We start from the raw sequence: 25,951 nt of genomic DNA, 5'->3' as shown, positions 1-25,951 counted from the left end.
TCCGCCCCCCGTATCTCAGGAAACTCTCATCCGCATTCCATGGCGAAACCATGTGGTCGTCACAGTAAGGTCAAAGCCACCTGGGGGAGGGTGAGGCTTCAGACAACCGGGGGGTCGAGGGAGGCAGGACATGACGGTGGTGGGTCCGCAGGTGCGCCGAGTGGCGCGTGGGGTGAAGCGGCGGATACGGAGATGGTCCGCGCCGCCGGTGCCCGAGTCGGCCCACCGGCTGGTACCTGACCCCGTGTTCGTCCTGTCGTCCGTACGTTCCGGCTCCACCCTGCTGCGGGTGCTGCTCAACAGTCACCCGCAGATCCGCGCCCCGCACGAGATGCATCTGCGCACCCTGTCGATCGGCCTGACCAAGCCCTACACCGTCAAGGCGATGAAACAACTCAGCCTGGACGAGCGGGAGCTGGAGTACCTGCTGTGGGACCGGATCATGCACCGGGAACTGCTGCGCAGCGGCAAGCGGGTCATGGTCGACAAGACGCCGGGCAACGCGGGCGTGTGGGAGCGTCTGCACGAGGGCTGGCCCAACGCCCGCTACATCTTCCTGCTGCGTCACCCGGCCTCCATGGTCAGCTCGCTGATCAACAACCGGCCGGACCGCGACCTGAACGCCACCGTCCGTGAGGTGCGCGGATACGTCGAGGGCGTCGAGGCCGCCCGCAACGCGCTGCCCGGCCTCACGGTCCGCTACGAGGACCTGACCGAGCGCCCCGAGGACGTCACCCGCCAGATCTGCGCCCACCTCGGCGTCCCCTGGACCGCCAGGATGCTGGACTACCGCAAGGGCGATCACGGTCCGTTCGTGCCGTTCATCGGCGACTGGAGCGAGAACATCAAGTCCGGGAAGATCCAGAAGGCCCGGCCGCTGCCCGAGGCGGCGGATGTCCCCGCCCCCCTGCGCGAGATCACGCGTGCCTGGGGGTATCCATGTTGACCGACCCGCACGACCCCAGCTGCCGATGTACGTGCCCCGGAGCCACCGTCTGGGTGACCGGCCCGTCCGTCGCCGATCGCCGCGCCGCGGCCTGCGCCCTCGCCGAACTCCTGACGGCCGACGGCAGGCGGGCCGAGATCATCGACCGCCCTCTCGCCACTGAGTCCGCTGGGTCCGCGCCCGGCGAGGCCCTCGAACGCACCGGCCTGCTGGCCGAGGTGCTGGCCCGCAACGGCATCGTCGCCATCGCCCCCTGCGCCGCGGACGGCCCACCCGCCCCGGTCCGGGCCCGCCACGAGGCGAGCGGCACCCGCTACATCGAGGTACCTGTCTTCGCCGGCGCCCACCCGTCCGACATCGCGGACACGGCGTACGGACTGCTCGTGCGCCGCGGGGAACGGGCGCCTGTCCCCGGCCGGGGGCGGGAGCAGCGGGTGGGGTCGGGGGCGTGACGCCCGGGGCCGCACGGCGCGAAGTCCGGCCGCCCGCGCACTGACCGTCGGGGTCCGGCGGCCCGGGGTTCCGCCCGGGTTCTGGCCCTTGAAGTCCGGCGGCCCGGGGTTCTGCCGACCGGGGTGTTGCGGCCTGGGGTGCTACCGACCGGGGTGCTGCAACCTGTGGTTCTGCCGCCCCGGGCCCGGCGGCGGGGAGTCTTGACGCCCGGGCTTCTGCCACCCAGGTTCCGACCCTCCCGTTCCGATCCTCCGGGTCCCGAAGATCGGAGTCCGGCCGTTGGAAGCTCTGCCGTGCGGAGTTCGGCCGCCGGGTCCGATCCGTGGGGCCGGGCCATCCGGGTCCGGAGGAGCGGAGTCCGGCCGTTCGAGGTGTTGGCCGTGTGGAGTTCGGCCGCCGGGTCCGATCTGCGAGGTCCGGCCGCCCGAGGCCCTGCCGTTCGGGGGTCCGGGCACTCGGGGCCCGGCCGCCCGGGAATGTCGTACGACACGCGTGAGCCGCGCGACGACACGCATCCGTGTCCGTCGCGCGGCTCCGGCGTCCTGCGTCCGGCCCCGGTGGGCCGGTCAGCCGCGCGGGTGTCCCGGCCCGCCCTCCGCTGACGGCGGTCCCTGCGGTCCCTGGGGATTGACGGTCTCGCCCTGGATCAGCCGGGGTTCCGGCGCCGGGTGCTCGTCCTTCATCGCCCGGCCCTCCGCCTTGAGGATCCGGGCCGACTTGCCCGCCGAACGGGCGAGTTCGGGACCCTTCTTCACAGCGATGACGACGGCGATGACGATCAGCACGATCGCCAGCTCACTCAGTCCGAACATATCGACCCCACTCCGTGTCAGACGTTGACGCCGAAGTCGGCGGCGATGCCCGCGAGACCGGAGGCATAGCCCTGACCCACGGCCCGGAACTTCCACTCGGCACCATTGCGGTACAGCTCGCCGAAGACCATCGCGGTCTCGGTGGCCGCGTCCTCGGACAGGTCATAGCGGGCGATCTCGGCGCCGCCCGCCTGGTTCACCACGCGGATGAACGCGCCCCGCACCTGACCGAAGCTCTGGCCGCGGTTCTCGGCGTCATGGATCGACACCGGGAACACGATCCGGTCGATCTCGACGGGCACGGCGGCGAGGTTGACCTTGACCACCTCGTCGTCGCCCTCGCCCTCACCCGTGAGGTTGTCACCGGTGTGCTCGACCGAGCCGTCCGGGCTGGTGAGGTTGTTGTAGAAGATGAAGTGCCGGTCGGAGAGCACCTTGCCCGCGGTGTCCAGGAGCAGCGCCGAGGCGTCGAGGTCGTAGTCGGCGCCGGTCGTGGTGCGCACGTCCCAGCCGAGGCCCACCAGGACCGCGGTCAGGCCGGGCGCCTCCTTCGTGAGCGATACGTTGCCGCCCTTGGACAGGGAAACCCCCACAGTCATCCTCCTAGTTCAAGCTGTTCGACTGAGTCACAGCACTACCTGCGACTCTACAACACTGTAGAAGTAGAGTGGCGTGCCCGGAGCACCATGTGTCCTTACGATGGACCGCTTGCGAAGGGCATGGCAGCGGAAGGGAGACAGGACGTGACAGATCACCGGCGGCCCCGGCGGCGGGGGCAGGGCGAGCTGGAGGCACAGGTCCTCGCCGCCCTGCGCGAGGCGGACGGGCCCGCGACGGCCGGCTGGGTCCAGGAGCGGCTCGGCAGTGACCTCGCCTACACCACGGTGATCACCATCCTGACCCGGCTGCTGGACAAGGGAGCGGTGACCCGCAGGCGCGAGGGACGGTCCTTCGCCTGGACGCCCGCCTCCGACGAGGCCGGACTCGCCGCCCGCAGGATGCGCAAGGTGCTGGACGCCGAGCGGAACCGGGAGGCGGTCCTCGCCAGCTTCTTCACCGCCCTGGAACCCGAGGACGAACGCCTGCTGCGCGACCTCCTCGACAGAGCCAAGGACGAGGACGAGGGCGAAGGGGAACACTGAATCCGCGATGGGGATCTTCGTCTTCCTCCCACTGCTGCTGCCGCTCACGGCCTGGCCGATCGCCCGGCTGGCCGAACAGCATCTGCACCCGCGCGTCGCGACCCGGCTGCTGACCGCCGTCGCGGGCGTGATGGCGCTGTGCAGCACGGTCTGCCTGGCCCTGCTGATGGTCGTCGGCACCGCGCAACTGCCCGGCAACCCCCTGCCGGACGGCTGGTCCGACGCCGAGGTGCGCGCGGCGGTGCCGTACGACGAGGTGGCGGGCCGCGTCGCCATCCCCGCGCTGCTGGTGGTGGCCGTCGCGTGCGGCCGTACGCTCTGGCGGCACCGCCGGGTGCGCAGGCGCTCCCACCGGGCACTGGCCGGGCTGCCGGACACCGAGGTCGCCGTCCTGCCCGACGCCACGCCCTACGCGTACGCCCTGCCCGGCCACGGCACCCGGGACCGGATCGTCGTCACGACCGCGCTGCTGCACCGCCTCGGGCCCGCCGAACGCCGGGCCCTGTTCGCCCATGAGCGCGCCCATCTGACCGCCCGCCACCACCGCCTCCTGCTGACCGCCCAGCTCGCGGCGCGCGCCAATCCATTCCTGCGCCCGCTGCGCACCGCCGTGTCGTACACCACCGAACGCTGGGCGGACGAGGAGGCGGCCCGCGCGGTCGGCGACCGCCGGGCCGTGGCCCGCGCCATCGGCAAGGCGGCCCTGGTGTCCCGGGGAACCACCCTGCCCGCTCTCGCGGGCTTCGCCGCGCCCGGCCCGGTGCCGCGCCGGGTCGCCGCCCTGCTCGGCACCGCGCCGCCCGCACCCCGCACCTGGCCGTCCCTGTTCACCGGGGTCGGCGCCGCCGCGTGGACGGCCGCCGCGGGGACGGCCGTGTCCGCGATGGCGTCCGCGAACTCGGCCGTGACCCTGGTCGTCATCCTGCACGCGGCGACCCCGCTGTAGCGGCCGGCGGGGGCCGCTCACTCCTCCTCGTCGTCCCCCTCGAAGAAGTCACCCACCTCGTCCACGACCTCGGCCGCGACCATGCCCCCGACGACCCCGACCGCGAGCCCGGCCGCGCCCGCGGCGACGACGGTCCCCATCCCGGGACCGGAGCGATGCCCCTCCGAGTCATGGGAGCCATGGGAGCCGTGAGAGCTGTGGGCGTCGTGGTGCTCGTGATACCCGTGGCCGCCCTGATGGCCGTACGCCGCCCGGTGCTCCACCAACTGCCGCACCCAGCCGTCGACCTCGGCGTTCCAGTCACGGACGTCGTGGTGCCCGACGGTGAAGCGGGTGATCGCGTCGTGTCCCCCGGAGAACAGCCCGCCGCGCTTGTCGGCCTCCAGGACCACCTCCAGGCCGCCGGGCGAGGCGAGGAAGGTCAGCTCGATCTCGTTGACCTGGTGGGCGTAGCGCGGGGCCGGGGTCAGCTCGATCTCCTGGTAGAACGGCAGTTGCTGGCCCGTGCCGCCGATCCGCCCGTACTCCAGGTCGGCCGTCCGGAAGCCGAACCCGAGCTGGCCGAGCGCCTCCAGGATCGCCTCCTGCACGGGCAGCGGGCCCACGGTGAGCTGATCGAGGTCGCCCTTGTCCTTGGCGCCCGCCACGGCCAGCTCGGTCCGCACCCCCAGGATCACGCCCAGCGGCTGGCCGTACAGCTCGGTGACCGGCGTCTCCCAGGGCAGCGTCAGACGGAACGGCGTGCTCAGCTCCTCCCCGGCCGCAAGCCGGAAGCCGCCGCCCACGGTGAACCGGTCGAAGACGACGGTCCCCTCGCTCTCCCCGCCGTCGTGCTCGGCCTCGACCCGGGCCACCAGCTCCAGGCCGATCTCCTCGATCTCGAAGTCGGCGTCCCCGCCCTTGAGCCGGACCTCACCCGCCAGGGCACCGCCCGGCACGGCCGGACCTCCCTCCAGAACCGTGTCCACCGTGGGCCCACCCACGCCGAGCGAACCGAGCAGCCGTTTGAACACCATCGCGGCGTCCACTCCTTTACGTGCATCCATGTACGTGCGTCTGTGTGCGTGCGTACGTCACGCGGGACATCCCGGCAGGTCCGGGCTGTCTCTACAAGCGAGTAGAAGTTTAGGGCGATGGTGGTCGGGTCAGGGCGGCACGGCGGGCCGGACCCGGGGAATGTCCGAAACCCGACGCGTGGAAAGCCCTGGCGGCGGGGGTCGGGATCAGCGGGAGGTCAGCCGGATGACCGGATACTGCCGCTCGGACCTGCTCTGGTACTTGCCGATCCGTGGCTGGGTCTCGGTGATGCGCTGCCACGCCTGCTCCCGCTCGGTGCCGTCCAGCGGGTGCGGGGTGACCGGCAGGGCGGCGCGGCCGGGCAGTTCGATCGACGCCCGGTCGGGGTGCGCCAGCAGGTTGTCGTGCCAGTCCGGATGCCGGGTGCCGCCACCCGACGCCACCACCAGCCAGGCGCCCTCGCCGTCGGCCCACCACGCCACGGGCGTCTCGCGCGGCTCCTGGCTTCTGCTGCCGACCGTGTTCAGGATCAGTACGTCCATGCCCATGAACGCGCCCTCCCCGCGCCGGATCTTGCGCATCAGCCGGGCGTTCGCCCTGTGCTGCATCCACCGGGAGAACGCCCCGGGCGTCCCCGGCCTGCGCTTCGCCGCCTGCTGCTGAGTCATCGGGCCACCTCCGTCGGTCGTCCTGCCGGTCATGGGCTCAACCGTAGGAGCGGTGCGTCGGGGACGCTTCTCGAATCCTGACGGGTCCCGGTGACCATGACCTAGGGTGGGCCGGTGCCTCTCGTGGAAGTCACCTACGCGCCCCACGTCCCCGAAGCGACCCTGCGTGACCTGGGCTCCGTGCTGCCCCACCTGGTGTCGCTGGCCGTTCGGTGCCCGGAGGAGCCGTACGACGGGGAACTGCGACCAGGTGATGTGGAGATCCGCTTCCGGGCGCTCGGGCCGCTCGACCGCAGCGGACTGGACGTGGTGATCGAGGTGCGGTCCACGTACGTCGAGAGCCGGGCCGCCGACCGTCAGGAACGGGTGGACCGGCTGCATACGAGCATCAGCACCACCGTCGCCCTCGGCGACTTCGGCGTCCATCTGTCACTGCCGGTGGCCGCCTGGGCGCAGGGGGACGACTGAACGGTGACCGGGGTGGCGTTCCGCCCGCTCACCGCGCCGCGAACCCCCATCGGCCGGACGGCACGCGCATACCCACTCCTGCGGGCCGAGGGTCTCGCGGACACCGAGGGCGTCACGCGCGTGGCGGAGGTGGCCGTGACGCCTGCGGTTTGGTGTCCGAGCCGCCGCCCCCACCAGACACCGCGGACGCGGTCAGCCCTCCTCCGGCAGTGCGAGCTGCCCCCGGCGGGCCAGGATCGAGGCCGTTCCGGCCGCGGCGGCGCGGACCGGGGCCTGGTGGCGGTCCGGGCGGAAACGGGTTGACGGCCCGGTGACGGAGATCGCGGCGAGCGGCCGGTCGCCCGCGTCCAGTACCGGCGCCGCGATGCACACCAGCCCCGGCACCGACTCCTCGTACTCGTAGGCCACCCCCTGCTCGACGATCTGCTCCAGCTGTCTGCGCAGCAGCCCCGGCTGGATCAGGGTGCGGGGGGTGCGCCGCTCCAGCGGGCCGTTCAGTACGGCGTCGGTGACCGGCCGGGGCGCGTGCGCGAGGAGGGCCTTGCCGATGGCCGTGCAGTACAGCGGCATCCGGCCACCGAGGCGGGTGGGTGAGGGTGCCTGGCGGTGACCGCCGATCTTCGAGATGTAGACGACCTCGGTGCCCTCCCGGATCCCCAGATGGACCGTCTCGTCGGTCCGCAGGAACAGGTCCTGCATGAACGGCACGGCGACCTCGATGAGACTGCGTTCGGGGGCCGCCAGCATGCCCAGCTCGAACAGGCCGCCGCCCAGCCGGTAGCCGCGGTCGGTCGCCGCGAGCATCCGGGCCGCCACCAGATCCTGGGCGATCCGGTGCACGGTCGCCTTTGGCAGCCCGGTCCGGCGTACCAGCTCCGACAGCCCCACGCCCCGGTCCTCCGTGCGGAAGCACCGCAGGATGCGCATGGCCCTGCCCAGCACGGAGCGGTCGTCCAACTGGGCTTCGGGGCGGGTGTCGGGCATACGGACCTCTCGAAGAAACGGTCCGCTCAGTGGACCACGTTCATGGTGCGCGGCCAAGACCGGCATGTCCACTGGACGTGTCAACGAAGGAGTGTGTATGTCATCCGAGCAATCTCCCGGCGCGCGGCGGGCGCCCGTCCCGGACTCGGTCGTCGACGAGGCCGCACACCGGCTCGCCACGGCCGCCGTCACCGGCGTGACCTGTCCGCCGGTCAGTGATCTGATCGGCCCGGACGACATCGTCGCCGCCTACCGGATCCAGGAGCGGTTCAACAGCCTCCGCGCCCAGGGCAGGACCGTCACAGGACGCAAGATCGGGGCCACCTCCGAAGCCGTACAGGTCCAACTCGGCGTCCATCAGCCCGACTTCGGTGTGCTGTACGACGACATGCAGTACGGCGACGGGGCCCTGATCCCCATAGAGCGGCTGCTGCAACCCCGGGTGGAGGCCGAGGTCGCCTTCGTTCTCGGCGCCGACCTCGCGGAGGGTCCCCTGGACGCCGCCCAGTGCCGCGCGGCCGTCGCCTGTGCGATGCCCGCCCTCGAAATCGTCGACAGCCGGATCACCGACTGGGACATCACCTTCGCCGACACGATCGCCGACAACGCGTCCGCCGGTGTCTACGTCCTGGGCCGCGAGCGGCACACCCTCGACGCGTTCGAACCCGCCGATGTGGTCATGGCACTGAAGGTCGACGGCGAACTCGTGTCGTCCGGCAGCGGTGCCGCCTGCCTCGGTGATCCCCTCAACGCGCTCGCGTGGCTGGCCCAGCGGGCCCGGGAGTTCGGCGACCCGCTCCGCTCCGGTCAGGTGATCCTCTCCGGAGCCCTCGGCCCGCTCAGCCCCGTACGGCCCGGAGTGACCGTCCAGGCCACCATCCGGCCACTCGGGACCGTGACCGCGAGATTCACCGCCGGCACCCAGGGCACCCCGGGCAGGCACGGCACCTCGGGCACCGCCGGTATCCCGGGCACCCCCGGCACCCGGAGCACCCCCGGTCCCCAAGGCACTCCCGATCCCCAAGGCACCCCCGGCACCCCCGGCCCTCAGCAGGAGTGGGACAAGTGACTGACCCCCGGAAGACCAAAGTGGCGATCATCGGCTCCGGCAATATCGGCACGGACCTGATGATCAAGGTGCTCCGGCACTCCAGGCGACTGGAGATGGGCGCCATGGTCGGCATCGACCCGGCCTCCGACGGACTGGCCCGCGCCACCCGGCTCAACGTCCCCACCACCCACGAGGGCGTCGAGGGCCTGCTGGCCATGCCCGGCTTCGCGGACATCGGGATCGTCTTCGACGCGACCTCCGCCAAGGCCCACCTCGCCAACCACGCCCGGCTCGCCCCCCTCGGGAAGCGGCTGATCGACCTCACGCCCGCCGCCGTCGGCCCGTTCGTCGTCCCCGCGGTCAACCTCGACGCACATGTCGACGCGCCGAACGTGAACATGGTGACCTGCGGGGGACAGGCCACGATCCCGATCGTGGCCGCCGTCTCCCGGATCGTCCCGGTGGCCTACGCGGAGATCGTCGCCTCCATCTCGTCCCGCTCCGCGGGTCCCGGCACCCGGGCCAACATCGACGAGTTCACCGAGACGACCTCGCACGCCATCCGGAGCGTCGGCGGCGCCGAGCGCGGCAAGGCCGTCATCATCCTCAACCCGGCCGAACCGCCCCTCATCATGCGCGACACCGTCTTCTGCCTGGTCGACGCCGCCGACGCCGCCCCCCACGACCGGATCCGGTCCTCGGTCGCCGAGATGGTCGGCGACGTGGCCGCCTATGTGCCCGGCTACCGGCTCAAGCAGACCGTGCAGATCGACCCGATACCGGACGACCAGCCGGTCCACACCCTGCTCGCCCCCGGCGCCACGAGCCGCCCCACGCACCGGGTCTCGGTGTTCCTGGAGGTGGAGGGCGCCGCCCACTACCTGCCCGCCTACGCCGGGAATCTCGACATCATGACCTCCGCCGCACTCCAGGTGGCCGAGCGGATCGCCCAGCAGGAGGAGAGCCAGCGATGAGTCAGGTCGACCTGTTCGTCCAAGACGTCACCTTGCGCGACGGCATGCACGCCGTCCGGCACCGCATCAGCCCCGAGGACGTCGGCCGGATCGTCGCCGCCCTCGACGCGGCCGGGGTCGACGCGATCGAGGTCGCCCACGGCGACGGACTGGCCGGTGGCTCGGTCAACTACGGCCCCGGCTCGCACAGCGACTGGGAGTGGATCGAGGCCGCGGCGGCCAACCTGACCGACGCCCGGCTGACCACCCTCCTGCTGCCCGGCGTCGGGACCATCGAGGAACTCAGGCGTGCCTACGACCTCGGGGTGCGCTCGGTGCGGGTGGCGACCCACTGCACCGAGGCCGACGTGGCGGCCCAGCACATCGCCACCGCCCGCGAGATCGGCATGGACGTGGCCGGGTTCCTCATGATGAGCCACATGGCTCCGCCCGCCGAACTGGCCCGGCAGGCCAAGCTGATGGAGAGCTACGGCGCGCACTGTGTGTACGTCACCGACTCCGGCGGCCGACTCACCCTGGACGGCGTCCGCGACCGGGTCCGCGCCTACCGCGACCTCCTCGACGACGGCACCGAGATCGGCATCCACGCCCACGAGAACCTCTCCCTGTCGGTCGCCAACTCCGTCGTCGCCGTCGAGAACGGTGTCGTCCGCGTCGACGCCTCGCTCGCCGGGCACGGCGCCGGTGCCGGCAATTGCCCGATCGAGGCGTTCGTCGCGGTGGCCGACCTGATGGGCTGGAAGCACGGCTGTGACGTGTTCGCCCTCCAGGACGCCGCCGACGACATCGTGCGGCCCTTGCAGGACCGTCCGGTGCGGGTGGACCGCGAGACCCTGACCCTGGGCTACGCAGGCGTCTACTCCAGCTTCCTGCGGCACGCGGAGACCGCCGGTGAGCGGTACGGCCTCGACGTGCGGACCATCCTCATGGAGGCCGGACGCCGTGGACTGGTCGGCGGCCAGGAGGACATGATCGTCGACATCGCCCTCGACCTGGTGGCCGCCCGGGACGGCGACGGGGGCTGACACGACACGCACCAGCCGGGACACCCCGAGGCCGCCCAGTACGCCGGTGAGGTCACCGCCCGCGAAGGCGCTGACCCGCCGCTTGGTCATCACGATGTCCCGCTGTGAACGGACGGGGACGCGTCAGACCCGCGGCACATCCCTGATGTAGAGGATCGCGTCGCTGCCGGTCAGGTGCTCCGGCGTCAGCGGAAAGTAGCCGAACCAGGAGGAGACCCGAGGGGTGGGCGGCGGGTCGGTGAGGGCGGTGGCCGGCCGCCGCGTGTCGAGGAGCACGCGATCCTGCGGGAGCCCGTACAGGAGCCCCTCGACGGTGTCCTTCGGCGGGGTGTCCACACCCCGGTGCCGGATGGTGCCGAGGCCCGTCGTCACCACGGCGTACTCCCGGCCGAGCCGCGCGGCGGCCAGCGCGCCCGCGCTCCACCACCGGAACGGCTGCCCACCCATCCGCATCTCGCCGGGGTGCCGCTGGAGATGAAGATGGTGTGCGAAGGCGAGGGTCGGGCCACGCTCGGCGAGGGCGAGCAGGTTGTCGGCCATCAACTGGTCCCGCACACCCAGCAGACGTGTCATCCGGCCCGGTGAGGTGTCGGCCAGCCAGGAGTGATAGCGCAGCAGCCCGCTGGCGGTACGTCCGTACAACCGCGCCCGGTCCCACGCCTCCCGGGACGTCCGCGCGATGAGCCGCGGCGACCGTTCGTGGACGAGGGACGTCATGTCGTCGGCGAGGAGCCGCAGCTCGCCCGCCTCCGGTGACCGTCCCACGGACCGGGAGGGATCCCTCATCGCGCCCTCGTCGGTCCAGCGGTCGTCCGGGCCGAGCAACCGGTCCAGGGTCGCTGCGGTGCAGGGCAGCGACTCGGCGTCCACCTCCGCCGCGAGACAGCCGTGCAACGCGAGGAGGGCGTGGCGGGGGCTCGCGGGGCCGGTGATCTCCAGCGGGGCGTCGAGACCGGCGAACCGGACCTGATCCTCCACCGGCCGGCCGTCGTTGTGGGCGCGCATCCAGCGGACGAGGTCGCGGTTGGCCGCGGACGACCCGAACCCATGGCTGAAGCCGTGCTCCATGACGTCATCGAGAGTGCCCGCGCCCGAGGTGACATGGTCGTCCACGACCAGCGCCAGCAGAGCGTCACTCTCGATCGCGATGGTCCGGTACCCCTCGTCCTCGACCAGTTGCCGGAACAACGCGTTGCGCGTCTCCAGCAAGGTGTCCTCGCCGTGCGTGGGTTCGCCCAGGGCGAGCACCCGGGGCCGGGCCGGAAGCAGCCGCAGCAGCGCGGCGGCGTCGACGGCATGGACGGTGTCCTCGATGTCGGTAGCCATGCCTTAAACGGTATCGTTGAACCAACGGTGGAAGCTTTTACGTGGGATCGGCGCGGGATAGGGGAGGGAATGGAGAAAAACCTTCAAAGCGGAGGGCGGACCAGGCTCAGGCCGGTCGATCTGGCTCGCGCCCACGGACTGTCGACCCAGGCCGTCAGGAACTACGAGGACGCGGGCATCCTCCCCACCGCCGACCGCACCCCCCACGGCTACCGCACCTACACCCCCCTGCACGCGTCGGCCCTGCGCGCCTTCCTCGCCCTGGTACCCGGGCACGGCCATCGCACGGCCACGGCGATCATGCGGGCGGTGAACGAGAGCGAGCCGGAGGACGCGTTCCGCCTCATCGACCAGAGCCATACTCAGCTCCTGGACGACCGGCGGACCCTGGAGGCCGTCGAACGGGCCCTGCGCGACCTGGAACCCGAGCCCGGCCCGGAGCCGGCGCCCGGCGGCAGCATGTTCATCGGGCCGCTGGCCGGGCGGCTCGGCATCCGGCCCGCCACCCTGCGCAAGTGGGAGCGCGCCGGACTGGTGCGCCCGCACCGCGACCCCGCGACCGGATACCGCGTCTACACCGAGGCCGACGTACGGGACGCCCTGCTGGCCCACCAGCTCCGGCGCGGCGGCTATCTGCTGGAGCAGATCGCCCCGCTGATCACACAGGTACGGGCGGCCGGCGGACTGGAACCCCTGGAAGACGCCCTGCGCGACTGGCGGAACCGCCTGTCGGCACGGGGCCGCGCGCTACTGGGCGGGGCGGCGGAACTGGAGACGTACTTGCGCGAACGTGACCAGTGACCAGTGACCAGTGACCAGTGGCCAGTGATCGGTGACCGATGGCTGGTAGCTGGTAGCTGGTAGCTGGTCGTCGGCCACCGGCCATCGGCCATCAAGTGGGCCCTACGCCCTCCCCCCGCCCTTGAATCCCGTCCGCCACAGATCACGCAGAAGGGCGATCTCGGCCATGTGGTGGATGAGTTCGAGGTTGCCGCCCCAGATCACGCCGATGAAGGGCTCGTCGGCGTCGGAGCCGTACGGGTACTGGGAGAAGCCGATCGTGTCGAGCTGCTCCGGCGTCACCGTGGCGATCCGCTCGCGCCAGCTGTCCAGCGCCGAGAAGAGCCGCTCCACGGCCAGGGACGCGGACGGGGTGAAGTCGACCAGTTGTCTGGGATCCCGCTGCCGTTCGCCGAAGGTCCACTCCCAGGTGCCCGCGAAGCAGAAGTGCAGATGTCCCAGCCGCCAGGCGATGGTGGTGACCGGCGTCGCGTCGGGCTCCACCGGGCCGGTGTGGGCGAGGACCTGCGTCACCCGCTCGACGCTCACGCTCCAGTCCACGGCGATCTTCTCGATCGGCATACCGCTCTCGGCCTGCCGGGCCACCTCGGCGTACTCGCTCGCCGGAATGTCCGGCGCGCCCTGGTCGAGCAGCCAGTCACCCGGCCCGAACGCCCTGGGCGACGTCGCCTCGTCACGCCGCCGGATCGAGTGGCACCCGGGCACCGGCTCCCACAGATACTCGTCGTCGCCGAGCCCCGTGAGCCGTACCTCCGCCATCTCCCTGGCCTGGTCGAACTGGTCGATCAGCACACTCAAACGGTCGGTCCGTACGTCCCCGGTCTCCACCGCGGCCCCCTGCCTCCACGCGCGGACACGACCCTCGCCCCCGCCCTCGCGCAGGCTAGCTCCCGGACCTCGCGGACCGCGACAGATTTCCGCGGGCGCGTCACCCCGTAAACACCCATGCGTACGGGATCAGCGCCATGTCAGGATGGTGTGGGGGAGGCGAGGTTCTGTGGATGAGTCGAGGCGGTTCCGGCGGGCGCTGGGCGGATGGGCGGCCGGAGGGGCCCGTGCGGGCGAGGCCGCGTCCGAGGCGCGGGCGCTGGCCGGCGGGGTCCGCACGATCGTGCTCGTCGAGGGCCACAGCGACGAGGCGGCCCTGGCGGCGCTCGCCGCGCGGCACGGCCGGGACCTCGACGCGGAGGGCGTCGCCGTGGTCCCGCTCGGCGGCGCGACCAACATCGGCCGCTTCCTGGACGTCTGCGGCCCACCGGGGCTGGGTCTCCCGCTCGCCGGACTCTGCGACATCGGCGAGGAACGGCACTTCCGCCGCCATCTGGAGCGCGTCGGCCTCGCCACGGGCCGCACGCCCGACGAACTGGAGTCCCTGGGCTTCTACGTATGTGTCGCCGACCTGGAGGACGAACTGATCCGCGCCCTCGGCGCCGACGGAGTCCGGCAGGTCATCGACGCCCAGGGCGAGACGCGCCCCTTCCACACCTTCCAGGGCCAGCCCGCCCAGCGGGAACGCCCCGTGGAGCACCAGTTGCGCCGCTTCCTGGGCACCCACAGTGGCCGCAAGGCCCAGTACGCGCGGGCACTGGTCACCCACCTCGACCTGACCCACGTACCCAGGCCGCTGGAGCGTCTGCTCATGTCCGTCTGACCCTCCCGGCGACCTGGGCCCCTTCCAGCCCGGCGACCTGGAGCCCTTCTGACGGATCGACCGGCGGGCCGCCGTCGCCGAGCGGGTGGGTCGGGGAGGGGCCCGACCCGTCCACCCGAGGCGCACCGGGGGCGGCCCCGGCACCGTCAGGGCATGGTGGGGTGATGATGGTCCTCGCTGTGCTGTTCGCCGTCCTGGGCGCCATGAGCAACGCGGTGGGCACAGCGTTCCAGCGCAAGGCCGCCTCCACCGTGTCCCAGGGCGGCGGAGTGCGGCTGCTGCGCGCACTCGTCCACCGCCCGGCCTGGGCCATCGGCATCGCGGGGGTCACGGGAGCGGCGCTGTTCCAGGCGCTGGCTCTGGTCAACGGGCCCATGGCGCTGGTCCAGCCGCTGTTCATCCTGGAACTGCCGTTCGCCCTGCTGGTCGCGATCCCCCTGATGCACCGCAGACTGAACGCCCAGGGCTGGTGGGCCGTCGCCGCCATGGTCGCGGGACTGACCGTGCTGCTCGCCTCCGCGGCGCCCGCCGGTAGCCGGCAGCAGGCGCCGATGACCCGGTGGCTCCCGGTGCTGTTGCTCACCGTGGGCGCGATCACGGCCGCGGTGCTGCTCGCCCGTACCTCCACCTCGCCCCTGTTCCGGGCCGCCGCCCTGGCCACGGGGGCCGCCATCGGCAACGCCCTCACCGCCGCCCTGATGAAATCGGCTGCGGGCCGCTTCGCCGACGCGGGCCTGCCCGCCTTTCTCACCGCCTGGCAGACCTACGGCTTCGCCCTCACCGGGATCGCCGCGCTCCTCCTCCTGGAGAACGCCCTCCAGGCCGGTCCCCTCGCCGCCTCCCAGCCCGCGCTGACCATCGGTGACGCGTCCGTGAGCCTCCTGCTGGGTGTCGTCCTCTTCGAGGAGACGATCCGCACGGGGTGGTGGCTCCTCCCGGAGGCGTTGGGGGTGGGCCTGATCGTCTGGGGGGTTCTGCGGCTGACCCGGGTGGTGCCGCATCTGGTGGAGGTGGTGCGGTGAGGGAGGTGAGCAGGGAAGGGTGTCCCGGCTCAGGCGCGGGCGTCCGGGCGGCCCGCGTGCCGTCCGACCGCGTGCAGGAGGGCGTCGACATCGCGCTCGGTGGTGGTGAAGTTGGTGACGAAGCGGACGATGCCCGGCTCCCAGCGGTCGTGGTAGAAGACATAGCCGTCGCCGAGAAGACCGTCGATGACCTGCTGCGGCAGCCGGCAGAAGACGATGTTGGCCTCGGTCACCCCCTGGAGTTCTCCATCGGGTATGGCCTTGAGACCGTCCTGGAGCCGCGCGGCCATGGCGTTGGCACGGGTGGCGTTGCGCAGCCACAGATCACCGGCGAGGTAGGCGTCCAACTGGGCTGCCTGATAGCGCATCTTGGAGGTCAGCTGACCGGCGCGCTTGCCGCGATGGGCGAGTTCGGTGGTCAGGGTCCGGTCGAAGACCACGATCACGTCGGCCGTCATGGTGCCGTTCTTGGTGGCGCCGAGGGACAGCAGGTCCACCCCGGCCCGCCAGGTGACCTCGGCCGGGGTGCAGCCGAGGGCGGCGACGGCACCGGCGAACCGGGCGCCGTCCATGTGCAGCCGCAGCCCCGCGTCCTTGGTGACCGCCCCGAGGGCACGGACCTCCTCAAGGCCGTAGACGGCGCCGGTCTCGGTGGCCTGGGTGATGCTGACGACGGACGGCTGCACGCTGTGCACGTCCCCGGTCTTGTTCCGTACGGCCGCGCGCAGCTCCAGCGGGTCGATCTTGGCGTCGGCACCGCCGAGCGGGACCAGCTTCGCGCCGTTGGTGTAGAACTCGGGCGCTCCGCCCTCGTCGTTGTTGATGTGACTGTCCCGGTGGCACAGCACACTGCCCCAGGGCGGTGTCAGCGCGGCCAGGCTCAGTGAGTTGGCGGCCGTCCCGGTGGAGACCAGCAGCACGTCCACCTCACGTTCGAAGAGGTCGCCCAGTCGGCGCCGGACGGTGGCCGTGAGGTCGTCGGCGCCGTAGGGCAGGGCCTGACCGGTCGCGGCCCGGACCAGGGCCTCGACGATCTCGGGCGAGGCACCCGCGGCGTTGTCGCTGCTGAAGACGCGGGCCGGGGGAGTGGCGTTGCTCATCGGGAGGTTCCTTCGGTCTCTTCCGCGGCTTCGTCGCCGGGGGCGGTCTCGGGGTCGGCGGCATGGATGAGCTGGCGGAGGGCGCCGTAGTACACCTCGTGGTCGGTCATGACGGGCAGAAGCGCCGCGAGGGTGCCGGTGAGCGCCGGGAACTCCCGGGGATCGAGCGCGGCGAGCGCCGTACGGGTGGCCGTCCGGGTGATGCCGGGCTCCCGGTGATCGACGAATCCGGCGCAGCCCAGGGTCAGCAGATACATCCGCCGGTACGTGGCGAACGCCGTCTCGGGACCCATCCCGGCGGCGAGGTTGTGGGCGAGCTGCGGTTCCACGAGCCGGCCCAGCAGATGGGGCCCGAGCCAGGGCCGCGTCCCGCGCAGGGCGATCAGCCCCGGATGGGCCACCAGCAGCCGGTAGAGCGCGGAGAACCGGGTCTCGGTGGCCTCGGCCCACGGCGTATCCGGCGCCACGTCCGGCAGCCGCGCCGCCAGATGATCGGTGCACAGGTCCAGCAGCCCGGCCAGATCCGTGCACCGCCGCTGCACCGACGCCAGCGAGATCCCCAGCCGCGCCGCGAGCGCCCGGAAGGTGAGCGCCCCGGGGCCGCCCTCGTCGATGAGCTGAAGGGCGGACGTGGCGATGCGCTCGGGGGTCGCACGGTCCAGGGAAGGAGAGCTGCGGGGCATGGGAGTCACTGTACGATACGTTGTATCGGGAGGAAAGCGCCGCTGCCAGGGAGCCCCCTCAGCGCCAAGGAGCCTTGCTGGTTCGACGGGGCGGTCGAGCTGTTCCTGGACGCCCTTCAGGCGGGCCTGGCCGGGAAGGCGGCGGCTGTCCGCCCGGCCGTGGACGATGAGGTGTCTCATGCCGGTCGTCCCAGCGCCTCGACGATCCCGGCCACCAACTCGGCCCGCCGGACCAGCGAACCGGCCTGGACCCACTCGTGCACGGCATGTGCTCCGTCGCCGACCGGGCCGAGCCCGTCGAGGGTGGGCACGCCCAGGGCCGCGGTGAAGTTGCCGTCCGACGCGCCGCCCACCCGGACCGCGCCGACCTCCGGCAGACCACGGGCGGCGGCGACCGCACGGGCCACCCGGAGCAGTGACGCCGACCGCTCGGGCTCCAGCGGGTACCGGTTCACGGTGCCCGTCACCGTCACCGCCACATCGGGGGTGCGCGCGGTGAGGTTCTTCAGCCGGTCCTCCACCCGCAGCAGTTCACCCGCCGTCCAGGCCCGCACGTCCACCCACAGCTCGGCGGCGTCCGGCACCACGTTCATCGCGGTGCCCGCCCGGGCCCGCGTCGGCGTCACGGTCGTGCCCGCCGCCGGATCGCTCAACTCGCCCATGGCGATGACCTGGTGGGCCAGTTCGATCAGCGCGTTCGCCCCCCTCTCCGGCTCAAGCCCCGCGTGCGCCGCCCTGCCCCGGAACGCGACCTGGTAGAAGGCCGCTCCCTTACGGGCCGTCTTGACGGCGCCGTCGTCGCTCGGCTCCAGCACCAGCACCGCCGAGGCGTCGCGGGCCACCTCTTCGAGCAGCGCCCGCGAGGTCACCGAACCCGTCTCCTCGTCGCCGGTGACGAGCACACCCACCCCGCCGAGGTCGCCGACCAGCGCGAGCGCCTCCAGGGCGATGACCAGACCGGCCTTCATGTCGAAGACGCCGGGGCCGCTCAACCGGTCGCCGTCCTCGCGGAACGGGCGCTGGGTGAGGGTGCCCAGCGGCCACACCGTGTCGGCGTGCCCCAGCAGGAGCACCCGCGGCGAGCCGCCCGGACCGGGCCAGTACAGATGCGGCACCCCATCGCGCACCACCCGCCGCGCCTCGCCCAGCCCTTCTGGGGCCCAGCCCTCCAGCAGGTCGTAGCAGGATTCCAGCCCGGCGCGATGCCCGGACGGACTCTCGCAGCCGACCAGCTCCGCCAGCCGCCGCACCATGCGCCGGGTACGGGCGTCCTGCCCGGGGGCGGGCTGTTGCCGCCCGGTGGATTCGGGGACGTCGGCCACTCAGCTCACCTCGGCAAGGAAGTCGGACAGCAGCCGCGCCGGGCCGGCGGGCGCCTCTTCGGGAACATAGTGGTCGCAGTGGGGCGCCCGGCCGCGCACATCCGCCGCGTACGCCCGCCACGTCTTCGGGGACGTCGTAGGTGCGGCCGACGAAGCCATGCTCGCCCCACAGGGCGGGCACCGGGCAGCCGACCCGGCGCCCGGCCGCGAAGTCCTCGTCGTCGTGCGCGAGATCGACGGTGACGGCCGCGCGGTAGTGCTCGCACGACGCGTGAAGGGCCGCCGGATCGGAGAAGCAGCGTACGTAGGCGGGCGTCCATCGCCGCCGGACGGAACGGCGTGTCGCCCGAGCACTACCCCGACGTCACCGTCAGCTTCCGCGCCGCCTTCACCCGACGACCTCGGCGACGAAATCGAACGGCATCGTCCACACCATGCCGTTCCGGGACGAGGTCGCCACCACGCACCCCGGGGTGGCCCGGCGCCAGGAACGGATCGACGCCCTCGCCGCGATGTTCGTCCAGTACCGGAACGTCGGCCGCCTCAGCCGCTGCCGAGCGACGCTCACGTCTCGTCCTTCACCGGAGCCGCGCGGCGCACCCGCACCGTACCCGCCTCCAAGTCCACCCTGAACGGCGGATTCTGGGCCGGTCTGACGTTCTTGCGTACGCGTTCCTGTTCCATGGCGCGTTTGACGGCCTGGGCCCCCGGGTCCCCCTCCTGGAGGAGGTCGGCGCCGATGGACGACAGGCCCTTGGTCCGGCGCCAGTAGATCCAGCCCCGCGCCTCCGTCGCCAGCAGCACCCGATCCGTCAGGAACACGGCGACGCCCAGCCCGACGACCACTCCCGTCACCAGCACCACGGTGTCCACGGGTCAGCGACCGCGCCCCAGCCGGCCGACCCAGCGGCCCAGACCCCGCCGTGACCGGCGCGGACGCGCCTGACGCAGTCGAGGATCCGCCGCCCCGGCAGCACCGCCCTCGCCGGAGTTCCGCCCCCGATGGCCGTCGGGCGACAGGAGCGGCGCCTTGCGTTCCGCCTGGGCGCGGATCTCGACATGAGACTCATGGGCCGTGATCCGGAACGCCTCCTCGTACGAGGCCAGGGCCGCGCCCATGGCCCCGCCCCCGAGGCCCCGGCGACGGATACGCACCGCCAGACACGCGAAGAGGCCCGCGACGGTGGCGAAGAACGCGGTCGCGACAAGGAACGGGATAAGGGCGTCCATGGACAGGACTCTACTTCGCCGTCCGCGACACCCCCAGGGGCGACGGGGGGAGTTGATCCCGTCCTCGGGTCTTCTCCCCGGAGTCGCGGACGCCCCGTACTCCTCCTCCGGGCGGCGAGAGACGGCCGCGTGTCTGCCTGCCGAGGGCCTCCAGAGCGGGCAGGGCCTCGCGCAGCAGGCGGCGCGATGTGTCGTCCAGGCGGGAGATCTCGTGGCACAGCGCGCTCGTGGTCTCGCGCCGGGCCGTGTGGAGGACCGAGCGGCCTTCCCCGCTGAGGGAGATCAGGCTGGCGCGCTGGTCGGTGGGATCGGGGCTGCGGTCGATCCACTCGTCGGCGGCGAGGAGGTCGACCATACGGGACGTGGTGGAGAGGGAGATCCCCATCCGGGTGGCCAGTTCGCCGATGCGCAGCGGGCCGGCGTCGTCGAGGACACCGAGGGCGGCCTGTCGGGTGGGCGTGAGGTCGGGATGGGTGCGCCGATTGCTCCGGAGGAGAGGGACCAGGTACTGGAGAGCCATACGGAGGCGGCCCGCCAACTCCGCGTCGGCCGTCCCGGCCCGGTCGTCGAACCCTTGCTCTGTCATCGTCCGCCTCCTTGCCCGCCGTACAGACGCCTTGCGGCTCGCATCATCAGTGTCGGGCTGGGCGTCGTCGGCGTCGGCGTGGGCGTTGGTGTCGTCGGCGGCGGATCCGTCGGCTGTGTCGTCGTCGGCGGCGGCTTGTCCCGGGTTTCCCTGGTGACCTCGGTGACCTCGGTGACCTGAGTGTTGCCCGGTTTCCGGGGCTCCGGGTTCTCCCTTCCTCCCTCGCCACTCTCACGGCCCCGCGCCGGGCCGCCCCCGTCCTCATGGACGTACTTCCCCCCACGCATCAGCGAAGCCAGCGCGGCGATCAGGCACGCGGCGATCGCGAAGGTGAAGGCCACGGTCAGGCCGCTGTGGAACGGGCCGGAGATCAGCTGGGGGAAGAACTCCCGGCCGGAGAGGTAGGCGGCGTCGCCGGGCGGGAGGCGGTCCAGGACCTGGGTGCCCAGGAGCGTCTGGATGGGGTTGTAGCCGAGGAGGGACGCGAAGAGCACGCCCACCGGGGGCAGCGCGGCGACCCGGGCCGCGTCGGCCGCCGGTACCCCCTGCGCGGTGAGGCCCTGGGTGAGCGCGCCGGGCAGGGAACTGGCGAGCCCGCTGATCATCAGGGAGAAGAACACCCCGATGGACAGGACCATCGCGGAGTTCTGGAAGGTGGAGCTGATGCCGGCGCCCACGCCCCGCTGGTCGGACGGCAGACTGTTCATGATCGCGGCCCGGTTGGGCGCGGCGAACATACCCATGCCGATGCCGTTGAGCAGCAGGATCACGGCGAAGTACGGGTACGCGAAGTTCACCGGCAGCACTGCCAGCGCGGCGAAGCTGGCCGCGGCCAGCAGCATGCCCCCGGTGGCGAAGAACCGTGCGCCGAACCGGTCGGAGGCCCACCCGGAGACAGGCCCGGCGACCAGGAATCCGATGGTCAGCGGAATCATGTAGATCCCGGCCCACAGGGGTGTCTCGGCGAAGCTGTATCCGTGCCGGGGCAGCCAGATGCCCTGGAGCCAGATGATCAGGATGAACATGAGCCCGCCACGGCCCAGCGAGGCGAGCAGTCCCGCCACGTTCCCCGCGGTGAAGGCGCGGATACGGAAGAGACCGAGGCGGAACATCGGCGCCGCCACCCGTGTCTCGATCACGCAGAAGAGCACGAGCACGGCGATCCCGCCGCCGATCGCGCCGAGCACGGCCGGATTGGTCCAGCCCATGGCATGGCCGCCGTAGGGCTGGATGCCGTACGTGATACCTGCCAGTATCGCGATCAGGCCGACGGCGAAGGTGGCATTGCCCCACCAGTCGAGCTGGGCCGGAGCCCGTACCCCCTGATCGCGCAGCTTGAGGTAGGCCCAGACCGTGCCGAACAGCCCGAACGGCACGGACACCAGGAACACCAGCCGCCACTCGACCGGCCCGAGCAGTCCGCCGAGCAGCAGCCCCAGGAAGGATCCGGCGATCGCGGCGACCTGGTTGAGCCCGAGCGCGAGCCCCCGCCGGTCGGGCGGGAAGGCGTCGGTGAGGATCGCACTGGAGTTGGCCATCAGCATGGCACCCCCGACGCCCTGGAAGACACGCATGGCGATCAGCCACAACGCCGCGGCCGTGCCGTGCATCCAGGTGACCGAGAGCAGAACGGAGAAGAGCGTGAAGATCGCGAAGCCCGCGTTGTACATCCGGGTACGGCCGTAGATGTCGCCGAGCCGGCCGAAGCTGACCACGAGCACGGCGGTGACGACCAGATAACTCATGATCAGCCACAGCAGCAGCCCGGTGTTCCCCGGCTGGAGCGGATCGACGCCGATGCCACGGAAGATGTCCGGCAGCGCGATCAGCATGATCGACGTATTGATGGAGGCCATCAGGACGCCCAGCGTCGTGTTCGACAGGGCGACCCAGCGGTAGCGGGGCCCCGGCGGCGGGTCCGTCCCCTTTCCGAACGGCACTGCGGCACGGACCTCGCTCGTCCCCATGGACATCACTTCCATCGGATACGTCTGGTTTGGTTGCTTTACCGCAACCAAGCTAATCCGCCGACGGTGACCGGGCGACCGGAGGACCGGGCCGGCCATGACGAGCGTCGGGCTGCGCCATGAACGCGTGGCGCCGGGTGGTGCCAGCTGGTGTCGCCTGGCGCCATCCAGTGCCATCCAGTGCCATCCGGCGCCATTTCGTGCCCCCGCGTGCCGTCTGGGCGGGCGTGATGCCACCAGGACCCAGGGTGGTGTCACGCTGTTTACGCAGCTCAGGCGGGTACTCGTCACTCCTCTGCCCCTCTCGGTGCCATTCGGGCTTGCGGATGGCGCCATAGTGATGCCATGATGACGTTATGGACCTCACGCCCTACGTCGACAACCTTCGCCGCGAACTCGCGGTGGCCGCCGAAGCCGGCGGGGAAGATGCCCGCGAGCTGGCCGAGCGGCTCACCGCTCCGCTGGAGTCGGCGACCCGGCTGACCTTGCTCAATGTGCTCTCCGCCGCGATGGACGAGATCACTCGCGAACTCGCCCCCGGCTCGGTCGACCTGCGGCTGCGCGGCCTGGACCCCGACTTCGTGGTGACACCGCCGCCCAGCGACGGTGGAGCGCCCGAGATGCCGGCCCTGCCCGTCGAACCGCTCAAGGCCCCGGCCGACGGCGACGACGGCGGCACCGCCCGGGTCAACCTGCGGCTGCCGGCGCACCTCAAGGCGCGGGCCGAGGAAGTCGCGGCGCGTGAGGGACTGTCGGTCAACGCCTGGCTGGTCCGCGCCGTTTCGGCCGCGGTCGACGGCGGCACCCGACCGCGTACGACGGAACGGACCCGCACCGTCGGGCAGAGCTTCACCGGTTGGGTGCGCTAGCGGCACCCGCGCCGCACCGCTTCGGTCACTTCGCTCACTTCGGTCATTCAGTAGGTCACTCCACCCACACCGCGCCCCACCTGCGGGGACGGCTCAAGGACCCATGAGGACGGTACAGTCATGCCTTCTTTCGACACTCCCGAACCGATTTCGGTCACCGCCTACGTGTACACCGGCTCCGTGCAGTTCGCCGCGGGCGACCGCCTCGACACCGTCGTGGAGGTGCGGCCCCTCGACCCGAAGAAGGACATGGACGTGCGGGCGGCCGACCAGACCGAGGTCGGTTACGCGAGCGGCACCCTGACCATCACCACGCCCAAGGCCAATCTGCTGGGACGCGCGGGCTCCGTGAACGTGACGGTGGAACTCCCCGTGGGCTCGCACATCGACATGACCAGCGCCGGGGCCCATGTGATCGGCGAGGGCCGGCTCGGGGAGGTGCGGGTGAACAGCTCTTCCGGCAATGTGCGGCTCGACACCACCGGCCCCCTCCGGCTGAAGGCGTCGCACGGCGCCAGCGCCGTGGACCGGGTCGAAGGCCCGGCCGAGATCACCAGCAGCTCCGGCAATGTGCGCGTCGGCCTCATCGACGGACCGGCCGTCCTGAAGAACTCGCACGGCACCATGACCGTCGGCGCCGTGACCGGCGAGCTGCGCGTGAACGGCGCCAACGGCGGCATCGACATCGCACACGCCGAGGCGTCGGTCACCGCCACCACGACCAACGGCGCCCTCCGTGTCGCCGAAGTCGTCCGCGGCGAGGTCAGTCTGGAGACCTCCAACGGTCACATCGAGGTCGGTGTCCGCGAGGGCACCGCCGCCTGGCTCGACGTCAGCTCCCACCGTGGGCAGGTGCGCAACATGCTCGCCACCTCGGAGACCCCGACGGAGACCGAGGAGACGGTCAAGGTCCGCGCCCGCACCAACTGGGGCAACATCGACATCCTCCGCGCCAAGCCCTGAGCCACGGCTCTCCCCGCATCCCCAGATCCCAAGCGCCTCATCCCACCTGATCCCCTCATCACTCCAGCCTTCGAACGGGAGGGCTCCATGCCTTCATCTGTCATGCCCACGTCCAAGCGAGGCGGCGGTCACCCGTCCCCGGTCGCCGTCTCCGCCACCGCTCTGCGTAAGTCGTACGGTGACAAGACCGTGCTCGACGGCATCGATCTGCGGATCCCGGCCGGGTCCGTGTTCGCACTGCTCGGCCCGAACGGCGCCGGCAAGACCACGGCCGTGAAAATCCTCTCCACGCTGATCACCGCCGACGGCGGGCAGGCGCAGGTGGCGGGTCATGACATCGCCGCTCACCCGAACGGAGTGCGGGCGGCGATCGGTGTCACCGGTCAGTTCTCGGCGGTGGACGGCCTGATCACCGGCGAGGAGAACATGCTCCTCATGGCCGACCTGCACCACCTGTCCAAGCGCGAGGGACGTCGGGTCGCCGCCGAACTCCTCGCCCGCTTCGACCTGGTGGAGGCGGCGAAGAAGCCCGCCTCCACCTACTCCGGAGGCATGAAGCGACGCCTTGACATCGCCATGACCCTGGTCGGCAACCCGCGGATCATCTTCCTCGACGAGCCGACCACCGGCCTCGACCCACGCTCCCGCCACAACATGTGGCAGATCATCCGCGAACTGGTCTCCGACGGAGTCACCGTCTTCCTCACCACCCAGTACCTGGAGGAGGCCGACGAACTCGCCGACCGCATCGCGGTGCTGAACAACGGAAAGATCGCCGCCGAGGGAAGTGCCGAGGAACTGAAGCGCATGATCCCCGGCGGGCATGTGCGGCTGAGGTTCGCCGACCCGGCCGCGTACCAGAGCGCAGCCGCCGCGCTGCGCGAGGTCACCCGGGACGACGAGGCGCTGGCGCTCCAGATCCCCAGCGACGGCAGCCAGCGCGAACTGCGGTCCATCCTCGACTGGCTGGACTCGGAGCACATCGAGGCGGACGAACTGACCGTGCACACACCCGACCTGGACGACGTGTTCTTCGCCCTGACCGCCTCCACCACCGCACCCGCCACCGCGTCCACCGTCCCCGCCCAGTCCAAGGAAGATGCCCGATGAGCGCCCTCACCCTCGCCGTCCGTGACTCGTCCACGATGCTGCGCCGCAACCTCCTGCACGCCCGGCGCTACCCCTCCCTCACCCTGAACCTGCTGCTCACGCCGGTGATGCTGCTCCTGCTCTTCGTCTACATCTTCGGTGACGCGATGGGCGCCGGTATCGGGGCGGGCGGGGCTGACCGATCCCAGTACCTTGCCTATGTCGTCCCCGGCATCCTCCTGCTGACCATCGGCGGCACCACGATCGGCAGCGCGGTGTCCGTCTCCATGGATATGACCGAGGGCATCATCGCCCGCTTCCGTACGATGGCGATCCACCGCGGGTCGGTGCTCATCGGGCATGTCATCGGCAGCGTGCTGCAATGCGTGATGAGCGTGCTCCTCGTCGCGGCCGTCGCGGTCGCCATCGGCTTCCGGTCCACGGACGCCACCCCCCTGGAATGGCTGGCGGCCATCGGCCTGCTCGCCCTTGTCTCCCTCGCCCTCACCTGGATCGCGGTCGGCATGGGCCTGTCCAGCCCCAACGTCGAGGCCGCCAGCAACAACGCCATGCCGCTGATGATCCTCCCCCTCCTGTCCAGCGCCTTCGTCCCGATCGACTCGATGCCGGGCTGGTTCCGGCCGGTCGCCGAATACCAGCCGTTCACTCCGGCCATCGAGACCCTGCGCGGACTCCTCCTCGGCACCGAGATCGGCCACAACGGCTGGCTGGCCGTCCTGTGGTGCCTCGCCCTGGCCGTCCTCGGCTACTTCTGGTCCAAGTCCCTCTTCAACCGCGACCCGAAGTAACCACGCGGTACCGCACCACGGCGGCGTACTCCGACACCACGTCGGAG

31 protein-coding genes are annotated in these 25,951 nt (G+C 71.5%); 15 read left to right on the top strand and 16 right to left on the bottom strand.

Features of this window, described 5'->3' with window-relative positions; translation table 11 throughout:
* Nucleotides 1-130: 130 nt before the first annotated feature.
* Together ACFXAZ_RS23710 and ACFXAZ_RS23705 are read left to right on the top strand one after the other, a co-directional pair.
* Complete coding sequence (locus ACFXAZ_RS23710) at nucleotides 131-946, top strand: sulfotransferase family protein (RefSeq protein WP_384594649.1); 816 nt, start codon at nucleotides 131-133, stop codon at nucleotides 944-946.
* A gap of 53 nt (nucleotides 947-999) precedes the next feature.
* Nucleotides 1,000-1,398: a hypothetical protein gene (locus ACFXAZ_RS23705; protein ID WP_384594646.1), complete on the top strand. Its 399-nt coding sequence runs from the start codon at nucleotides 1,000-1,002 to the stop codon at nucleotides 1,396-1,398.
* 567 nt (nucleotides 1,399-1,965) lie between these two features.
* Here ACFXAZ_RS23705 and ACFXAZ_RS23700 read toward each other — a convergent pair.
* Entirely contained in the window at nucleotides 1,966-2,211 is a 246-nt protein-coding gene (locus ACFXAZ_RS23700) for a twin-arginine translocase TatA/TatE family subunit (RefSeq protein WP_384594644.1), read from the bottom strand.
* A gap of 17 nt (nucleotides 2,212-2,228) precedes the next feature.
* A complete protein-coding gene (locus ACFXAZ_RS23695; protein WP_384594753.1) occupies nucleotides 2,229-2,804 on the bottom strand; it encodes a TerD family protein in 576 nt (191 codons plus the stop codon).
* 150 nt (nucleotides 2,805-2,954) lie between these two features.
* Here ACFXAZ_RS23695 and ACFXAZ_RS23690 point away from each other — a divergent pair, with 150 nt between their 5' ends.
* Together ACFXAZ_RS23690 and ACFXAZ_RS23685 are read left to right on the top strand one after the other, a co-directional pair.
* The gene (locus ACFXAZ_RS23690) at nucleotides 2,955-3,353 is read left to right on the top strand and encodes a BlaI/MecI/CopY family transcriptional regulator (protein WP_384594641.1); all 399 of its coding nucleotides are present in this window, start codon (nucleotides 2,955-2,957) and stop codon (nucleotides 3,351-3,353) included.
* A 7-nt stretch (nucleotides 3,354-3,360) separates the two neighbouring features.
* A complete protein-coding gene (locus ACFXAZ_RS23685; RefSeq protein ID WP_384594638.1) occupies nucleotides 3,361-4,299 on the top strand; it encodes a M56 family metallopeptidase in 939 nt (312 codons plus the stop codon).
* A gap of 17 nt (nucleotides 4,300-4,316) precedes the next feature.
* Here the strand turns inward: ACFXAZ_RS23685 and ACFXAZ_RS23680 are convergent, their stop codons facing one another.
* Both ACFXAZ_RS23680 and ACFXAZ_RS23675 read right to left on the bottom strand, forming a co-directional pair.
* Nucleotides 4,317-5,315: a sporulation protein gene (locus ACFXAZ_RS23680; RefSeq protein WP_384594750.1), complete on the bottom strand. Its 999-nt coding sequence runs from the start codon at nucleotides 5,313-5,315 to the stop codon at nucleotides 4,317-4,319.
* 207 nt (nucleotides 5,316-5,522) lie between these two features.
* Nucleotides 5,523-6,017, bottom strand: a complete 495-nt coding sequence (locus tag ACFXAZ_RS23675) for a nitroreductase family deazaflavin-dependent oxidoreductase (RefSeq protein WP_384594635.1) — start codon at nucleotides 6,015-6,017, stop codon at nucleotides 5,523-5,525.
* Between the two features lie 81 nt (nucleotides 6,018-6,098).
* Between ACFXAZ_RS23675 and ACFXAZ_RS23670 the strand changes: the two genes are divergently transcribed.
* Nucleotides 6,099-6,452, top strand: coding sequence for a hypothetical protein (locus ACFXAZ_RS23670; RefSeq protein WP_384594632.1), 354 nt, complete (start codon nucleotides 6,099-6,101; stop codon nucleotides 6,450-6,452).
* Between the two features lie 192 nt (nucleotides 6,453-6,644).
* On the opposite strand, the gene ACFXAZ_RS23665 is transcribed toward ACFXAZ_RS23670, so the two are convergent.
* A complete protein-coding gene (locus ACFXAZ_RS23665; protein ID WP_384594629.1) occupies nucleotides 6,645-7,436 on the bottom strand; it encodes an IclR family transcriptional regulator in 792 nt (263 codons plus the stop codon).
* A 97-nt stretch (nucleotides 7,437-7,533) separates the two neighbouring features.
* Here ACFXAZ_RS23665 and ACFXAZ_RS23660 point away from each other — a divergent pair, with 97 nt between their 5' ends.
* The 3 genes from ACFXAZ_RS23660 to dmpG are packed head-to-tail and all read left to right on the top strand — an operon-like array spanning nucleotide 7,534 to nucleotide 10,486.
* The gene (locus tag ACFXAZ_RS23660) at nucleotides 7,534-8,505 is read left to right on the top strand and encodes a fumarylacetoacetate hydrolase family protein (RefSeq protein ID WP_384594626.1); all 972 of its coding nucleotides are present in this window, start codon (nucleotides 7,534-7,536) and stop codon (nucleotides 8,503-8,505) included.
* Nucleotides 8,502-9,461 carry an acetaldehyde dehydrogenase (acetylating) gene (locus ACFXAZ_RS23655; RefSeq protein WP_384594623.1) on the top strand — a complete coding sequence of 320 codons (960 nt, stop codon included), beginning with the start codon at nucleotides 8,502-8,504 and terminating at the stop codon, nucleotides 9,459-9,461. The genes ACFXAZ_RS23660 and ACFXAZ_RS23655 overlap by 4 nt, the downstream gene beginning before the upstream one ends.
* The gene (dmpG, locus tag ACFXAZ_RS23650) at nucleotides 9,458-10,486 is read left to right on the top strand and encodes a 4-hydroxy-2-oxovalerate aldolase (protein ID WP_384594620.1); all 1,029 of its coding nucleotides are present in this window, start codon (nucleotides 9,458-9,460) and stop codon (nucleotides 10,484-10,486) included. Before ACFXAZ_RS23655 ends, dmpG begins: the two co-directional genes overlap by 4 nt.
* Before the next feature lie 123 nt (nucleotides 10,487-10,609).
* Here dmpG and ACFXAZ_RS23645 read toward each other — a convergent pair whose 3' ends face one another.
* Complete coding sequence (locus ACFXAZ_RS23645) at nucleotides 10,610-11,812, bottom strand: erythromycin esterase family protein (RefSeq protein WP_384594617.1); 1,203 nt, start codon at nucleotides 11,810-11,812, stop codon at nucleotides 10,610-10,612.
* A 69-nt stretch (nucleotides 11,813-11,881) separates the two neighbouring features.
* On the opposite strand from ACFXAZ_RS23645, the gene ACFXAZ_RS23640 reads away from it, so the two are divergent.
* Nucleotides 11,882-12,613 (top strand): TioE family transcriptional regulator, encoded by a 732-nt coding sequence (locus ACFXAZ_RS23640; protein ID WP_384594614.1) that lies wholly within the window; start codon nucleotides 11,882-11,884, stop codon nucleotides 12,611-12,613.
* 102 nt (nucleotides 12,614-12,715) lie between these two features.
* Here the strand turns inward: ACFXAZ_RS23640 and ACFXAZ_RS23635 are convergent, their stop codons facing one another.
* A complete protein-coding gene (locus ACFXAZ_RS23635; protein ID WP_384594611.1) occupies nucleotides 12,716-13,441 on the bottom strand; it encodes a DinB family protein in 726 nt (241 codons plus the stop codon).
* Between the two features lie 169 nt (nucleotides 13,442-13,610).
* Here ACFXAZ_RS23635 and ACFXAZ_RS23630 point away from each other — a divergent pair, with 169 nt between their 5' ends.
* Nucleotides 13,611-14,264 carry a TOPRIM nucleotidyl transferase/hydrolase domain-containing protein gene (locus tag ACFXAZ_RS23630; RefSeq protein WP_384594608.1) on the top strand — a complete coding sequence of 218 codons (654 nt, stop codon included), beginning with the start codon at nucleotides 13,611-13,613 and terminating at the stop codon, nucleotides 14,262-14,264.
* A gap of 164 nt (nucleotides 14,265-14,428) precedes the next feature.
* The gene (locus ACFXAZ_RS23625) at nucleotides 14,429-15,286 is read left to right on the top strand and encodes a DMT family transporter (RefSeq protein WP_384594605.1); all 858 of its coding nucleotides are present in this window, start codon (nucleotides 14,429-14,431) and stop codon (nucleotides 15,284-15,286) included.
* 29 nt (nucleotides 15,287-15,315) lie between these two features.
* Here the strand turns inward: ACFXAZ_RS23625 and ACFXAZ_RS23620 are convergent, their stop codons facing one another.
* From ACFXAZ_RS23620 to ACFXAZ_RS23580, 9 genes are all read right to left on the bottom strand, one after another.
* Nucleotides 15,316-16,386: a threonine aldolase family protein gene (locus tag ACFXAZ_RS23620; RefSeq protein ID WP_384594602.1), complete on the bottom strand. Its 1,071-nt coding sequence runs from the start codon at nucleotides 16,384-16,386 to the stop codon at nucleotides 15,316-15,318.
* On the bottom strand, nucleotides 16,383-17,069 hold the full coding sequence (locus tag ACFXAZ_RS23615; protein WP_384594599.1) for a TetR/AcrR family transcriptional regulator: 687 nt from the start codon (nucleotides 17,067-17,069) through the stop codon (nucleotides 16,383-16,385). Before ACFXAZ_RS23615 ends, ACFXAZ_RS23620 begins: the two co-directional genes overlap by 4 nt.
* A 176-nt stretch (nucleotides 17,070-17,245) precedes the next feature.
* A complete protein-coding gene (locus tag ACFXAZ_RS23610; RefSeq protein WP_384594596.1) occupies nucleotides 17,246-18,391 on the bottom strand; it encodes a M20 family metallopeptidase in 1,146 nt (381 codons plus the stop codon).
* Nucleotides 18,392-18,550 carry a hypothetical protein gene (locus ACFXAZ_RS23605; RefSeq protein ID WP_384594593.1) on the bottom strand — a complete coding sequence of 53 codons (159 nt, stop codon included), beginning with the start codon at nucleotides 18,548-18,550 and terminating at the stop codon, nucleotides 18,392-18,394. It abuts the gene before it with no gap.
* Between the two features lie 229 nt (nucleotides 18,551-18,779).
* Nucleotides 18,780-18,959, bottom strand: a complete 180-nt coding sequence (locus ACFXAZ_RS23600; RefSeq protein ID WP_384594590.1) for a hypothetical protein — start codon at nucleotides 18,957-18,959, stop codon at nucleotides 18,780-18,782.
* Nucleotides 18,956-19,264, bottom strand: coding sequence for a hypothetical protein (locus ACFXAZ_RS23595; RefSeq protein ID WP_384594587.1), 309 nt, complete (start codon nucleotides 19,262-19,264; stop codon nucleotides 18,956-18,958). Before ACFXAZ_RS23595 ends, ACFXAZ_RS23600 begins: the two co-directional genes overlap by 4 nt.
* A gap of 3 nt (nucleotides 19,265-19,267) precedes the next feature.
* The gene (locus tag ACFXAZ_RS23590; protein ID WP_384594584.1) at nucleotides 19,268-19,621 is read right to left on the bottom strand and encodes a hypothetical protein; all 354 of its coding nucleotides are present in this window, start codon (nucleotides 19,619-19,621) and stop codon (nucleotides 19,268-19,270) included.
* 10 nt (nucleotides 19,622-19,631) lie between these two features.
* Nucleotides 19,632-20,207 carry a MarR family winged helix-turn-helix transcriptional regulator gene (locus ACFXAZ_RS23585; protein ID WP_384594581.1) on the bottom strand — a complete coding sequence of 192 codons (576 nt, stop codon included), beginning with the start codon at nucleotides 20,205-20,207 and terminating at the stop codon, nucleotides 19,632-19,634.
* Nucleotides 20,204-22,174: an MFS transporter gene (locus ACFXAZ_RS23580; protein WP_384594578.1), complete on the bottom strand. Its 1,971-nt coding sequence runs from the start codon at nucleotides 22,172-22,174 to the stop codon at nucleotides 20,204-20,206. The genes ACFXAZ_RS23585 and ACFXAZ_RS23580 overlap by 4 nt, the downstream gene beginning before the upstream one ends.
* 356 nt (nucleotides 22,175-22,530) lie before the next feature.
* Between ACFXAZ_RS23580 and ACFXAZ_RS23575 the strand changes: the two genes are divergently transcribed.
* The 4 genes from ACFXAZ_RS23575 (at nucleotide 22,531) to ACFXAZ_RS23560 (ending at nucleotide 25,904) form a co-directional block, all read left to right on the top strand.
* The gene (locus ACFXAZ_RS23575; protein ID WP_384594576.1) at nucleotides 22,531-23,043 is read left to right on the top strand and encodes a hypothetical protein; all 513 of its coding nucleotides are present in this window, start codon (nucleotides 22,531-22,533) and stop codon (nucleotides 23,041-23,043) included.
* Between the two features lie 120 nt (nucleotides 23,044-23,163).
* Nucleotides 23,164-24,006 (top strand): DUF4097 domain-containing protein, encoded by an 843-nt coding sequence (locus ACFXAZ_RS23570; RefSeq protein ID WP_384594573.1) that lies wholly within the window; start codon nucleotides 23,164-23,166, stop codon nucleotides 24,004-24,006.
* A gap of 102 nt (nucleotides 24,007-24,108) precedes the next feature.
* Nucleotides 24,109-25,116, top strand: coding sequence for an ATP-binding cassette domain-containing protein (locus ACFXAZ_RS23565; protein ID WP_384594747.1), 1,008 nt, complete (start codon nucleotides 24,109-24,111; stop codon nucleotides 25,114-25,116).
* Nucleotides 25,113-25,904 carry an ABC transporter permease gene (locus tag ACFXAZ_RS23560; protein WP_384594570.1) on the top strand — a complete coding sequence of 264 codons (792 nt, stop codon included), beginning with the start codon at nucleotides 25,113-25,115 and terminating at the stop codon, nucleotides 25,902-25,904. Before ACFXAZ_RS23565 ends, ACFXAZ_RS23560 begins: the two co-directional genes overlap by 4 nt.
* Nucleotides 25,905-25,951: the final 47 nt, after the last annotated feature.

Source organism: Streptomyces sp. NPDC059477 (genome assembly GCF_042749375.1).
Lineage (GTDB): Bacteria > Actinomycetota > Actinomycetes > Streptomycetales > Streptomycetaceae > Streptomyces.
This window is presented reverse-complemented; position numbering and strand designations above follow the sequence as displayed.

Bases quoted from the DNA above. Each gene is read 5' to 3' on its own strand.
- ACFXAZ_RS23710 (WP_384594649.1), top strand. From the start codon at position 131: ATGACGGTGGTGGGTCCGCAGGTGCGCCGAGTGGCGCGTGGGGTGAAG.
- ACFXAZ_RS23700 (WP_384594644.1), bottom strand. From the start codon at position 2,211: ATGTTCGGACTGAGTGAGCTGGCGATCGTGCTGATCGTCATCGCCGTC.
- ACFXAZ_RS23685 (WP_384594638.1), top strand. From the start codon at position 3,361: ATGGGGATCTTCGTCTTCCTCCCACTGCTGCTGCCGCTCACGGCCTGG.
- ACFXAZ_RS23680 (WP_384594750.1), bottom strand. From the start codon at position 5,315: ATGGTGTTCAAACGGCTGCTCGGTTCGCTCGGCGTGGGTGGGCCCACG.
- ACFXAZ_RS23675 (WP_384594635.1), bottom strand. From the start codon at position 6,017: ATGACCGGCAGGACGACCGACGGAGGTGGCCCGATGACTCAGCAGCAG.
- ACFXAZ_RS23665 (WP_384594629.1), bottom strand. From the start codon at position 7,436: ATGCCCGACACCCGCCCCGAAGCCCAGTTGGACGACCGCTCCGTGCTG.
- ACFXAZ_RS23660 (WP_384594626.1), top strand. From the start codon at position 7,534: ATGTCATCCGAGCAATCTCCCGGCGCGCGGCGGGCGCCCGTCCCGGAC.
- dmpG (WP_384594620.1), top strand. From the start codon at position 9,458: ATGAGTCAGGTCGACCTGTTCGTCCAAGACGTCACCTTGCGCGACGGC.
- ACFXAZ_RS23645 (WP_384594617.1), bottom strand. From the start codon at position 11,812: ATGGCTACCGACATCGAGGACACCGTCCATGCCGTCGACGCCGCCGCG.
- ACFXAZ_RS23640 (WP_384594614.1), top strand. From the start codon at position 11,882: ATGGAGAAAAACCTTCAAAGCGGAGGGCGGACCAGGCTCAGGCCGGTC.
- ACFXAZ_RS23625 (WP_384594605.1), top strand. From the start codon at position 14,429: ATGATGGTCCTCGCTGTGCTGTTCGCCGTCCTGGGCGCCATGAGCAAC.
- ACFXAZ_RS23620 (WP_384594602.1), bottom strand. From the start codon at position 16,386: ATGAGCAACGCCACTCCCCCGGCCCGCGTCTTCAGCAGCGACAACGCC.
- ACFXAZ_RS23615 (WP_384594599.1), bottom strand. From the start codon at position 17,069: ATGCCCCGCAGCTCTCCTTCCCTGGACCGTGCGACCCCCGAGCGCATC.
- ACFXAZ_RS23605 (WP_384594593.1), bottom strand. From the start codon at position 18,550: ATGGCTTCGTCGGCCGCACCTACGACGTCCCCGAAGACGTGGCGGGCG.
- ACFXAZ_RS23590 (WP_384594584.1), bottom strand. From the start codon at position 19,621: ATGGACGCCCTTATCCCGTTCCTTGTCGCGACCGCGTTCTTCGCCACC.
- ACFXAZ_RS23585 (WP_384594581.1), bottom strand. From the start codon at position 20,207: ATGACAGAGCAAGGGTTCGACGACCGGGCCGGGACGGCCGACGCGGAG.
- ACFXAZ_RS23580 (WP_384594578.1), bottom strand. From the start codon at position 22,174: ATGGGGACGAGCGAGGTCCGTGCCGCAGTGCCGTTCGGAAAGGGGACG.
- ACFXAZ_RS23575 (WP_384594576.1), top strand. From the start codon at position 22,531: ATGGACCTCACGCCCTACGTCGACAACCTTCGCCGCGAACTCGCGGTG.
- ACFXAZ_RS23570 (WP_384594573.1), top strand. From the start codon at position 23,164: ATGCCTTCTTTCGACACTCCCGAACCGATTTCGGTCACCGCCTACGTG.
- ACFXAZ_RS23565 (WP_384594747.1), top strand. From the start codon at position 24,109: ATGCCCACGTCCAAGCGAGGCGGCGGTCACCCGTCCCCGGTCGCCGTC.
- ACFXAZ_RS23560 (WP_384594570.1), top strand. From the start codon at position 25,113: ATGAGCGCCCTCACCCTCGCCGTCCGTGACTCGTCCACGATGCTGCGC.